Source organism: uncultured Kushneria sp. (assembly GCF_947497025.1).
GTDB lineage: Bacteria > Pseudomonadota > Gammaproteobacteria > Pseudomonadales > Halomonadaceae > Kushneria.
The window spans coordinates 413,750-425,946 of sequence record NZ_CANMFC010000003.1; the positions used below are offsets into that span (position 1 = coordinate 413,750).

The 12,197-nt window shown below is 54.6% G+C and carries 9 protein-coding genes and 3 tRNA genes; 10 read left to right on the forward strand and 2 right to left on the reverse strand.

The genetic code is table 11. From position 1 onward, the window contains the following. Positions 1-21: 21 nt before the first annotated feature. The gene (locus Q0931_RS07665) at positions 22-519 is read right to left on the reverse strand and encodes a peptidylprolyl isomerase (protein WP_299258911.1); all 498 of its coding nucleotides are present in this window, start codon (positions 517-519) and stop codon (positions 22-24) included. A gap of 206 nt (positions 520-725) precedes the next feature. On the opposite strand from Q0931_RS07665, the gene Q0931_RS07670 reads away from it, so the two are divergent. Next, positions 726-2,405 (forward strand): glutamine--tRNA ligase/YqeY domain fusion protein, encoded by a 1,680-nt coding sequence (locus Q0931_RS07670; protein ID WP_299258913.1) that lies wholly within the window; start codon positions 726-728, stop codon positions 2,403-2,405. Between the two features lie 14 nt (positions 2,406-2,419). Next, positions 2,420-3,796: a cysteine--tRNA ligase gene (gene cysS, locus Q0931_RS07675; protein WP_299258915.1), complete on the forward strand. Its 1,377-nt coding sequence runs from the start codon at positions 2,420-2,422 to the stop codon at positions 3,794-3,796. Positions 3,797-3,908: 112 nt separating this feature from the next. Here the strand turns inward: cysS and folD are convergent, their stop codons facing one another. Then, positions 3,909-4,766 carry a bifunctional methylenetetrahydrofolate dehydrogenase/methenyltetrahydrofolate cyclohydrolase FolD gene (folD, locus tag Q0931_RS07680; RefSeq protein WP_299258917.1) on the reverse strand — a complete coding sequence of 286 codons (858 nt, stop codon included), beginning with the start codon at positions 4,764-4,766 and terminating at the stop codon, positions 3,909-3,911. A gap of 209 nt (positions 4,767-4,975) precedes the next feature. Here folD and Q0931_RS07685 point away from each other — a divergent pair. From Q0931_RS07685 to hupB, 8 genes are all read left to right on the forward strand, one after another. Further along, a tRNA-Pro gene (locus Q0931_RS07685) sits at positions 4,976-5,052 on the forward strand. Between the two features lie 65 nt (positions 5,053-5,117). Further along, a tRNA-Arg gene (locus tag Q0931_RS07690) sits at positions 5,118-5,194 on the forward strand. Positions 5,195-5,227: 33 nt separating this feature from the next. Further along, positions 5,228-5,302, forward strand: a tRNA-His gene (locus Q0931_RS07695). Positions 5,303-5,579: 277 nt separating this feature from the next. Beyond that, positions 5,580-6,926, forward strand: coding sequence for a trigger factor (gene tig / locus Q0931_RS07700; protein WP_299258919.1), 1,347 nt, complete (start codon positions 5,580-5,582; stop codon positions 6,924-6,926). A 97-nt stretch (positions 6,927-7,023) separates the two neighbouring features. Beyond that, a complete protein-coding gene (gene clpP, locus Q0931_RS07705) occupies positions 7,024-7,644 on the forward strand; it encodes an ATP-dependent Clp endopeptidase proteolytic subunit ClpP (protein ID WP_086899033.1) in 621 nt (206 codons plus the stop codon). Between the two features lie 66 nt (positions 7,645-7,710). Beyond that, a complete protein-coding gene (gene clpX / locus Q0931_RS07710) occupies positions 7,711-9,000 on the forward strand; it encodes an ATP-dependent Clp protease ATP-binding subunit ClpX (RefSeq protein WP_299258924.1) in 1,290 nt (429 codons plus the stop codon). Between the two features lie 155 nt (positions 9,001-9,155). Further along, positions 9,156-11,573, forward strand: a complete 2,418-nt coding sequence (gene lon, locus Q0931_RS07715) for an endopeptidase La (protein WP_299258926.1) — start codon at positions 9,156-9,158, stop codon at positions 11,571-11,573. A 173-nt stretch (positions 11,574-11,746) separates the two neighbouring features. After that, positions 11,747-12,019 (forward strand): nucleoid-associated protein HU-beta, encoded by a 273-nt coding sequence (gene hupB, locus Q0931_RS07720; RefSeq protein WP_086622767.1) that lies wholly within the window; start codon positions 11,747-11,749, stop codon positions 12,017-12,019. Positions 12,020-12,197: the final 178 nt, after the last annotated feature.

Here is a 12,197-nt window from a genome sequence, read left to right on the forward strand (position 1 = left end):
CATTATTGCCCGGCGATTAGATCAGGCATCGACCAGACGAGCAGATTCGATGACAACGTCTTCTGCTGGGACGTCGGCGTGACCATGACGGCGTGTGGTCGCCACGGCCTTGATGCTGTCCACGACGTCCATGCCTTCAACCACCTGGCCAAAGACACAGTAGCCCCAGCCCGGGGGGGTGGGAGAGGTGTGGTTCAGGAAATCATTGTCGGCCACATTGATGAAAAACTGGGCCGTGGCCGAGTGCGGGTCACCCGTGCGTGCCATGGCAAGATGCCCACGGCTGTTCTTGAGGCCGTTGTCAGCTTCATTTTTGATGGGCTCGTGAACCGGCTTTTGGGAGAAAGTCGTATCAAATCCGCCGCCCTGCACCATGAAGCCGTCAATGACGCGATGAAAAAGCGTGTTGTCATAATGGCCTTCACGGACGTAACGCTCGAAGTTGGCCGCCGTTTCGGGCGCCTTGTCATGAAAAAGCTCGATTTTGATATCGCCGGCACTGGTAGACAAAATGATCATGAAAAATTCTCTAAAAAGGCAATAAAGGGACAGCTTCAGGGCAGCTACGCGGGAGTGACGCGCGTCAGGCGGGTGGCCACTCGTGACGTCGGTACTGATACCTGCATGGCATGGTCCCGGGCGCTCACGCTATAATAGCGGCTTTGTCCGGACAGGCGAAACCGCGTCTGCCGGTATCCGTTGTCAACAAGGTCTGATCACGCCTCATGAGCTCAGAAAGCACCAGCGCACCGAATTTCATTCGTACACAGATTCGTGAAGAGATCGAGCAGGGGCGCGTTGATACCGTCGTGACGCGCTTTCCGCCCGAACCCAACGGCTTTTTGCACATCGGCCATGCCAAGTCGATATGTCTCAATTTTGGCCTTGCCGAACAGCTCGGAGGGCAGTGCCATCTGCGCTTTGATGACACCAACCCTGCAAAGGAAGAGCAGGTCTATATTGATGCCATTCGTGAAGACATCGAGTGGCTCGGCTTCAAGTGGAGCGGCGAGGTTCGGTATGCCTCCAGCTATTTTAACCAGCTTCATGAATGGGCCTGCCAGCTGATTCGCGATGGTCTGGCCTATGTCGATGATCTTGATGCCGAACAGATGCGCGAATACCGTGGCACGCTGACAGAGCCTGGTCGGCCCAGCCCGTGGCGTGATCGAAGCGTTGAAGAGAACCTGGCCCTGTTCGAGGGGATGAAAAACGGTGAGTTCGCCGAAGGCGAGAAGGTGCTGCGAGCCAAAATTGACATGGCCTCACCCAATATCAATCTGCGCGACCCGACCCTTTATCGCATCCGTCATGCCGTGCATCACCAGAGCGGCGACAAGTGGAAGATTTATCCTTCCTATGACTTTACCCACGGACAGTCCGATGCCATCGAAGGCATTACGCACTCCATCTGCACGCTGGAATTTGAAGACCATCGTCCGCTCTACAACTGGTTTCTGGACCATCTGCCGGTGCCGACCCGTCCACGGCAGATCGAATTTGCGCGCCTCAATCTGAATTATACCGTTACCTCCAAACGCAAACTAAAGCTGCTGGTGGATCAGGGCGTTGTCGATGGTTGGGATGATCCCCGTATGCCGACCATTTCTGGTATGCGCCGTCGTGGCTATACGCCTGCTTCACTCCGCAAATTCTGCGATATGGTGGGTGTTTCCCGCGCCGCCGGTGTTGTCGACATTCAGATGCTTTATCATGCTATCCGCTCCGATCTGGAAGACAACGCACCGAGGGCGATGTGTGTGATGAAGCCGCTCAAGGTTGTGTTGACCAATTTGCCCGAAGATCATGAAGAGATCTTTGAGGTGCCGGGGCACCCGGCACGCGAAGACATGGGCGTGCGTCAATTGCCGCTCAATCGTGAGATCTGGATTGATCAGGAAGATTTCATGGAGGAGCCGCCGAAGAAGTTCTTCCGTTTGGCGCCCGGCAAGGAGGTGCGTCTTCGCAATGCCTACGTCATTCGCTGCGATGACGTGATCAAAAACGAGCAGGGCGAGATAGAGGCGCTGCACTGCAGTGTTGATCTGGAGACGCTGGGCCAGAATCCGGAAGGCCGCAAGGTGAAAGGCGTTATCCACTGGGTCAGTGCTCGCCACGGTGTCGAGGTTGAAGTGCGCAACTACGACAACCTGTTCCAGGTAGAAGCACCGGATCGTGACAAGGATGTTGATTTCCTGGAACACCTCAACACTCAGTCGCTCGAAACGGTTTACGGCATCGGCGAGCCCTCGCTGGTACAGGCCGGGCCTGAGCAGCGTTTTCAGTTCGAGCGTGTCGGCTATTTTTGCGCTGATCGCCATGATCACGGTACCGACCGCCTGGTCTTCAATCGTACGGTCAGCCTCAAGGATGGCTGGGCAAAGGCGCAGAGCAAGTCAAACTGAAGGGGAGTATCCGCGTGCAGATTTACAACACCCTGACGCGTCAGAAGGAAGTGTTTACTCCCATTGATGCGGGTAATGTTCGCATGTACGTCTGCGGCATGACCGTTTATGACTACTGTCATCTGGGTCATGCGCGCATGCTGGTGGCATTTGATGTCATTACCCGCTGGCTGCGTGCCAGCGGATATGGTCTGACCTACGTGCGCAACATTACCGATGTCGACGACAAGATTCTGGTTCGGGCTCGAGACAACAATGAATCGATCGAGGCGCTGACAGGGCGCATGATCGATGCCATGCATGAAGACGAGCGCCGCCTCGGCGTACTGCCACCGGATCAGGAGCCCCGTGCCACAGCGCATATTGACGATATCATTGTCATGATCAAAACGCTGATCGAGCGTGGCTATGCCTATCACGCCGACAACGGTGATGTGTTTTATCGTGTACGCCGTTTTGAGCAATACGGGGCGCTCAACAATCGCAATCCGGATGACATGCGCTCCGGCGCGCGGGTTGATATCGATCAGGCCAAGGAAGATCCGCTGGATTTCGTGCTCTGGAAAAGTGCCACGCCCGGTGAAGCCAGCTGGCCATCGCCGTGGGGAGACGGGCGGCCGGGCTGGCATATCGAATGCTCGGCCATGTCGACCTGCTGTCTGGGCAATACCTTTGATATTCATGGTGGCGGGCCGGATCTGGCCTTCCCTCACCATGAAAACGAGATTGCTCAGAGCGAGGCGGCCACCGGCCAGAAGTACGTCAACACCTGGATGCACGCCGGAGCGCTGCGTGTTGATAACGAGAAGATGTCCAAATCACTGGGCAACTTCTTCACCGTGCGCGATGTACTGAAGGAGCACGACCCGGAAGTGGTGCGCTACCTTCTCGTCGCCAGCCATTATCGCAGCGCCATCAACTATGCTCCCGACACGCTCAGGGATGCCAGAAGGTCACTGGAGCGGTTCTACAACGCGCTTGAAGGGATTGATGTCATCGAAGGGGAGGTCAGTGGAGAATTTGCGACCCGCTTTACCCAGGCCATGGATGATGATTTCAATACCCCCGAGGCGCTGGCGGTCATGTTCGAGATGGCTCGCGAAATCAACCGCCATCGCAACGATGCGGCCCGTGCCGGAGCACTGGCGCATGAACTTGTTCGGCTTGGTAACATGCTGGGGCTTCTTGAGCGTTCGCCTGAAGACTTTCTTCAGGGAGCACAGCCCGGCATTGATGACGAAGACATTGCGCGTCAGATCGAGGCGAGAAATGCAGCGCGCCGGGCGCGCGATTTTGCTGAAGCTGATCGCATCCGCGATGCCCTGGCGGCACAGGGCATTATCCTGAAGGACAGTCGCGAAGGCACGACCTGGGTCAGCGAGACCCGGTAGCGGCGACGCAGGATCTGGTTTGAAAGGGTCTTGAGTGCAATTAAAAAGCCCCGCCAATGGCGGGGCCTTTTAATATCTGATAGGCCGGCCGATATAAAAGAATCGACCTTGCTCAGCTGTTGTCGTGTAGATCGGCCGCCATCAGCGTATTTTCAAGCAGTGAGGCCACGGTCATTGGACCGACTCCGCCCGGCACTGGTGTGATATGAGAGGCCCGCGCTCTGGCGCCTTCAAATTCCACATCGCCGGTCAGTTTGCCGTCGGCGGTGCGATTGATGCCAACATCGATCACGATGGCACCCGGGCGAATCCATTCACTCTTGACAAGATTCGGATTGCCCACCGCCACGATCAGAAGTTCTGCGCTCTCAACGTGTTGTTGCAGGTTGCGTGTAAAGCGATGGCACACGGTAATGGTACAGCCTGCCAGCAACAGTTCGAGTGCCATTGGGCGACCAACAATGTTGGAGGCGCCAACAATGGTGGCTGTCATGCCGCGCACATCAAGCTGGTGCTCGTTCAGCAGTGTCATGACGCCCATGGGTGTACACGGACGCAGGGTGGGCATGCGCTGTGCCAGGCGGCCAAGGTTGTAGGGGTGAAACCCGTCAATATCCTTGTGGGGATGAATGCGCTCAAGCAGGGGGCGGGCATCCAGATGGCCGGGCAGGGGCAGCTGTAACAGAATGCCATCAACGCTGGTATCCGCGTTGAGCTGATCTATCAGTGCTTCCAGCGCATGCTGTGTGGTATTTGCCGGAAGCCGGTGCTGAAATGACAGGATGCCGGCCTGTTCACAGGCGCGATGCTTGTTGCGTACATAAACCTCCGATGCCGCGTCATCGCCTACCAGTACCACAGCCAGACCCGGCACTCTTTTACCTTCCCGGCGCCGTTCGGCCACCTGCTGAGTCACTCTTTCACGCACCTTCTGTGCCGTGGCCTTGCCATCAATCAACTGTGCACTCATCAATATTCTGTCCTGGTGACGATTCAAGCGAACTTCGCTCATTTAGTGCTGCAATTGTCGCATCCCGCCGGATGCAGTCAATGAATGTTCCTTGCGGGGGCGATGAAAGACATAAAAGCACTCTCTGACAAGTTATGCTTGACCCCGCTTTATTATAAGGTAAAATGCGCCTCGCATTGGCAGCGGCCTCGGCAGAGGTGCTGGCGTATCGGGGTATAGCGCAGTCTGGTAGCGCGCCTGCTTTGGGAGCAGGATGTCGGGGGTTCAAATCCCTCTACCCCGACCAACCTTTTGATTTTAATAAAGAATTTGAAATCAAGGGTTGACAGCAAAAGCCACGGTCAATAGAATGCGCCCATAGCTCAATCGGATAGAGCAACGGCCTTCTAAGCCGTAGGTTGCAGGTTCGAGTCCTGCTGGGCGCGCCAAAGTTTTGGTGTGTAGCCGGCAAAAGAGTAATGGTGGGTGTAGCTCAGTGGTAGAGCCCCGGATTGTGGCTCCGGTGGTCGTGGGTTCGATCCCCATCATCCACCCCATTATTTTTAAGCGCTGATAATTGTCAGTGTTTGCATTGAAAAGGGCGGCCCTGTGGGGTCGCCCTTTTTGCTTTGCGTATTATCTGTCGAAGTGTTGTGCGGGAAGGGATGGTTTACTGGCTTCCAGTGAGTAAAGAAATTCCAATTTCCCCTTGAAATCGTATTAATCGGTGCCAATTAAGGCTTCGAGCTTGCCAGCATCTGATGGGGTTCTTAAAATCTGCGCCCTTGAGTTTTTTATTTCGAACACGCCACCTGAGTGGGTAGAGGATCATTCATGCAAGTTTCAGTCGAAACGACTTCACCGATCGAGCGTCGCGTAACCGTCCAGGTCCCGGCTCAAGAAGTGGACAACAATGTCGATGAGCGACTCAAGGATACTGCTCGTCGTGTACGCTTGGATGGTTTCCGTTCAGGACGCGTTCCCATGAGCGTTGTTCGCCAGCGTTTTGGTCGTGATGTGCGCAACGAAGTCGTTGATGAAGTCATGCGTCAGCATTATGTACGCGCCATCACCGAAAACGAGCTTAATCCGGCGGGCTATCCTTCACTGGAAGCAACCGTTAATGAAGCGGGCAAGGACCTTGAGTTCGTCGCAACTCTGGAAGTTTATCCTTCCATTGAGCTGACGCTGCCCGAAGACGAGCAGATCGAGCGTCCTCAAGCCGAGATTACCGATGCCGATATCGATGAGATGATCGAGACACTGCGCAAGCAGAACGCTCAGTGGAACGACGTTGAGCGTGCGGCAGCCGATGGCGATCAGGTGACCATCGATTTCGAGGGCTTCCTCGGTGAAGAAGCCTTTGAAGGCGGTAGTGCCGAAGGTCATCAGCTGGTGCTGGGTTCCAACAGCTTTATTCCCGGCTTTGAAGAGCAGCTTGTTGGTGTTCAGGCAGGGGACGAGCGTGAAGTGACGGTAACCTTCCCTGAAGACTACCAGGCCGAACATCTGGCGGGTCAGGAAGCGCGTTTCAAGACCACCACGCACAAGGTTCAGGCGCAGGAACTTCCTGAAATCGACAGCGAATTCATGTCCCGCTTTGGCGTTGAAGACGGCGATAGTGACAGCTTCCGTACCGAGATTCGCAACAACATGCAACGTGAGCTGGATAACGCCATCGACAACCGTGTTCGTCAGCAGTTGATCGATGCTCTGAAGTCACGCAATGAAGTGTCGGTGCCCAGCTCTCTCATTTCTCAGGAAGTCGAGGGGCTAAAGCGTCAGGCCGCACAGCAGTTCGGTCTGGGCGATGATTTCGACGTGTCTCAGCTGCCTGATGAGCTTTTTGCCGAGCAGGCTCGTGGTCGCGTTGAAGTTGGTCTGCTTCTGGCAGAAGTGGTCAGCCACTTTGAGCTGGATGCTGATGATGCCGAAATTCGCGCCTTCATCGAAGAGCAGGCCGGTCAGTTCGAACAGCCCGAGCAGGTTGTCGAGCAGTACATGGGCAATGAGCAGATGAAAAATCAGGTGAAATCTGCTGTGCTGGAACGCAAGGCCATCGACAGGCTGCTGGAAAAGGCAAATGTCGTTGAAACGCCCATGAGTTATCAGGAAGCACTTCAGGCCGCGCAGCAGCAAAATGCTGACGAAGCCGAAGAAACCGAAGAGCAGGCCGGCTGATATCTGGCGTCACAGCCATACCCAGGCTGGCAGTCAGGACCCGGCGAAAGCCGGGTTCTATCATTGGCATTGGCCCACATCACTGTAAGGTTGCTACATGAGAAGCGAGTCTGATATTACCAATGCTGGCGGGCTGGTCCCCATGGTGGTGGAGCAGAACGCACGTGGCGAGCGGGCCTACGACATTTACTCACGCCTGCTCAAGGAACGTGTCATTTTTCTTGTTGGCCCGGTCGAAGACTACAGTGCCAACCTGATAGTGGCGCAGTTGCTCTTCCTGGAGTCGGAGAATCCTGACAAGGATATTCATCTCTATATCAATTCTCCGGGTGGTTCAGTGACTGCGGGCATGTCGATTTATGACACCATGCAGTTTATCAAGCCCAATGTTTCAACAGTCTGCATCGGTCAGGCCGCCAGCATGGGTGCACTGCTGCTTGCAGGTGGCGCGGAAGGCAAGCGTTACTGTCTGCCGCATTCACGCATGATGATTCACCAGCCGCTGGGTGGTTTCCAGGGTCAGGCCAGCGACATTGAAATTCATACGCGTGAAATTCTGACGATCCGACAGCGTCTTAACGAAATTCTGGCGCATCATACCGGGCAGGATATCGAGAAAATTGCGCGTGATACTGATCGCGACAATTTCATGAACGGCGAGCAGGCTGTTGAGTACGGTCTGATCGATGCAACGCTGGCGCATCGACCGGTATCCTGATAGCGTTGATTTAGAGTCTGACCATGATGGCGTGCCAGTGCGCCGCCATCTTCAAGAGGTACGCGAATGGCTGACGGCAAAGGCAAGGACGAAGGCGGCAAGCTGCTTTACTGTTCATTTTGTGGCAAAAACCAGAATGAAGTGCGCAAGCTGATCGCTGGACCCTCTGTTTACATCTGCGATGAATGTGTTGATCTATGCAACGACATCATTCGCGAAGAGGTCGTGGAGTCCGAAGCGTCTTCCGACGACGAGCGTCTTCCTGCTCCGCGGGAAATTCGCAACACGCTTGATGATTACGTCATCGGTCAGGATCGCGCCAAGATGGTGCTCTCCGTTGCCGTTTACAATCACTACAAGCGTTTAAAGGTAGGTCAGCAAAAAGGCGATGATCGAGTTGAGCTGGGCAAGAGTAATATTCTGCTGATCGGCCCGACCGGTAGCGGCAAGACGCTGCTGGCAGAAACCATGGCTCGCCTGTTGAATGTTCCCTTCACCATTGCTGATGCCACAACACTGACCGAAGCCGGCTATGTAGGGGAGGATGTTGAAAACATCATTCAGAAACTCCTGCAGAAATGCGACTACGATGTAGAAAAGGCCCAGCGCGGCATTGTCTATATCGATGAAATCGACAAGATTTCGCGCAAGTCGGATAATCCTTCCATCACACGTGATGTGTCGGGTGAAGGCGTGCAGCAGGCACTTCTCAAGCTGATTGAAGGCACCGCTGCCTCCGTACCTCCTCAGGGGGGGCGAAAGCATCCGCAACAGGAATTTTTGCAGGTCGATACCGGCAATATTCTGTTTATCGTTGGCGGTGCCTTTGCCGGGCTGGACAAGGTCATCAGTGATCGTGCCGAGCGTGGCGGCATCGGTTTCAACGCTGTGGTCAAAAGCAAGGATACCAACAAGGGTGTTGGTGATATTTTGGCAAGCGTTGAGCCCGAGGATTTGGTCAAATACGGGCTTATCCCGGAGTTTGTTGGTCGTTTGCCGGTGATCGCAACGCTCAATGAGCTTGACGAGCAGGCGCTGATTCAGATCCTCACCGAGCCCAAGAACTCCCTCATTCGTCAGTATGTGCGCCTTTTCGAAATGGAAGGCGTGGAGCTGGACTTTCGCGAGGATGCGCTCAAGGCCGTTGCCAACAAGGCCATGGCAAGAAGAGCGGGCGCCCGTGGGCTTCGTTCAATACTGGAATCCGTATTGCTGGATACCATGTATGAAATTCCCTCCGCCGAGAATGTTGTCAAGGTGGTCATCGATGAGACTGTCATCAATGGCGACAGCAAGCCATTGCTGATCTATGCCAACCAGCAGGAAAGCAAGCTGGTCGTTGGCGACGATCGATAGTCAGCAAGACGATGCTTGACCGGGGGGCCGCCATGGCCCCCCGTTCATATCAGGCTCCTGCCCGGTAAGCGGTTGTAATTCCTGCCGTCACCCCCATATTGATGCCATCAAAGTCGCTTCGTGCGGCCCACACACAAGATTCGAGGTTGTCTGCGATGGAGCGTAACCCTGCACAGACGTTAAACATACCCCTGTTGCCGCTGCGAGATGTTGTTGTTTACCCGCAGATGGTCATACCGCTGTTTGTGGGTCGCGAGAAATCGATTCGTGCCCTGGAAGCGGCGATGGAGTCGGACAAGCAGGTATTGCTGGTCGCTCAGCGTGAAGCCGGTCAGGATAATCCCGAAGCTGAAGATCTTTTCGACATCGGTACCATTGCCAGTGTGATGCAGTTGCTGCGTCTACCTGACGGTACCGTGAAGGTGCTTATCGAAGGCAGCTCTCGCGCCGATATCACGGATGTTGATGACGGTGATGAAGAAAATGGCTATCCAGTTGCCCGCGTTACTCTGAGGGAAAGCGAGCCTCTCAATGAGCGCGAGCAGGAATCTCTGGTGCGCGTTCTGCTCGATCAGTTTGAACAATATGTGAAGCTGTCCCGCAAGGTGCCCAATGAGGTACTGAGTTCGCTTCAGGGCATTGAGGATGCCAGCCGACTGGTTGACACCATTAGTGCTCATCTGTCGCTTGAAATTGGCGACAAGCAATCCCTGCTCGAGATGGACAAGGTTCGCGATCGCGTCGAACATCTGATGACGCTGATCGAGTCCGAGATTGATTTATTGCAGGTAGAAAAGCGCATCCGCTCCAGGGTCAAGGAGCAGATGGAGAAATCTCAGCGCGAGTACTACCTTAATGAGCAGATGAAAGCTATCCAGAAGGAAATGGGTGAGCTTGAAAATACGCCCAATGAGGCGGATCAGTACGAGCAGAAGATTGCCGAATCCGGCATGTCGGCCGAGGCTGAAGAGAAGGCCCGTCAGGAGCTCAACAAGCTCAAAATGATGGCACCGGCGTCTGCCGAAGCCACGGTGGTGCGTTCCTATCTTGACTGGATTCTGGCGGTTCCCTGGAAAAAGCGAACTCGCGTTCGCCATGACATTACTCATGCTGAACAGGTGCTGGAAGAAGACCACTACGGGCTTGAAGAGGTCAAGGAACGTATTCTTGACTATCTCGCCGTGCAAAAGCGCGTGCGCAAGCTGAAAGGGCCGGTATTGTGTCTGGTCGGCCCTCCCGGCGTGGGCAAGACATCACTGGGTCAGTCCATTGCCCGTGCTACCAATCGCAAGTACACGCGACTGGCATTGGGTGGTGTCCGTGATGAATCCGAGATTCGTGGCCATCGGCGCACCTATATTGGCTCCATGCCCGGCAAGATATTGCAGCGCATGAGCACGACCGGTGTTCGTAACCCACTTTTTCTGCTGGATGAAATCGACAAGGTAGGTATGGATCACCGCGGTGATCCTTCCTCAGCGCTGCTTGAGGTGCTGGATCCCGAGCAGAACGACAAATTCAGCGACCATTATCTGGAACTGGATTACGATCTCTCGGATGTCATGTTCATCTGTACCGCAAATTCGATGAATATCCCGGGCCCGCTTCTGGACCGTATGGAAGTCATTCGTATTCCGGGGTACACGGAAGACGAAAAGCTTGGCATCGCCAGACGATATCTGGCACCAAAGCAGCTCAAGGCCAACGGCCTGAAAGAGGGCGAGTTGGTGCTGACAGATGAAGCACTGCTTGAACTGATTCGTTACTACACTCGTGAAGCGGGTGTTCGTGAGCTTGAGCGCCAGATTGCCAAGGTGGCACGCAAGGTGCTGCGCGAGCGTACTGGTAACGAGGTATCGAAGGTCGTCCAGGGTGACACCCAGCATCTGGAAGCCGCCGATATCGAACGCTATGCTGGTGTGAGACGCTTCAGCTACGGTCTGGCCGATCAGGCCCCTCAGGTGGGTCGAGTGACCGGTCTGGCATGGACCTCCGTTGGTGGGGAGATTCTTAATATTGAATCGGTGGTCACTCCCGGCAAGGGGCGTGTCAACAAGACAGGGTCTCTGGGCGATGTTATGAAGGAGTCGGTCAGCGCTGCGCACACGGTTGTGCGCTCGCGCGCTGCCCAGCTTGAAATCGATCCGGAACGGTTCGAGAAGGAAGACCTTCATATCCACGTGCCCGAAGGGGCAACGCCCAAGGACGGTCCAAGTGCCGGTATCGCCATGGTCACGGCCATGGTGTCAGCCTATACCAATCGAGCGGTACGCGCTGACGTTGCCATGACAGGTGAGGTTAATCTACGTGGTGAAGTCATGCCGATAGGCGGACTCAAGGAGAAATTGCTGGCTGCTCGACGCGGTGGTATAAAGATTGCACTGATACCTGAAGAAAATCGCCGCGATCTCAAGGAAGTCCCTGATGCCATCAAGGATGCACTTGATATTCGACCCATGCGCTGGATCGACGAAGTTCTCGATGTTGCTCTGGTACAAAAGGGCGATGATGATTTTGAAGATACGCGGGTAGAAGAAAAAAATACTTCGCAAGCGTCTGTAAATACTCATTAGAATTATTTTTGATGAATGTCGACCAGCAAAGCCTGAAATGACGGGCTTTGTTGCCAACATTGCTTGACGGTATTTATAGTCGTTGATATAAAATGCGGCTCGTTATGATTGCGTATGCTGTTCGATTGCCGCGCTTAATCCTAGCAACGATTGTTATAGTCAAGGGGTGAAGAGTGAATAAATCCGAGCTGATTGAGGCTATTGCTGCTTCTGCAGATATTCCCAAGGCAGCGGCCGGTCGGGCTCTCGATGCCATGATCGATTCCGTTACCGATAGCCTTAAGCAGGGTGATTCCGTGGCACTGGTAGGTTTCGGAACATTCAGCATCAAGGAGCGGGCGGCACGTACTGGTCGTAATCCGCAGACCGGCAAGACCATTGAAATCAGCGCTGCCAATGTGCCCAGCTTCAAGGCAGGCAAGGCGTTGAAGGACGCTGTCAACTGATAGCGGTGTTATCTACAATGGAAGGCTTGTCTTCAAATGTCTTCCCTGTATGAAATAAACGCATCGTGAAAACGATGCGTTTTTTTATGGGCAGGCTCGGGCCGACAGTGCCTTCAGTCAGATCCCGGCTTATAGCGTGTCGATTTGCGTCATGTGTCGTTATAATCCTTCGCCAAAC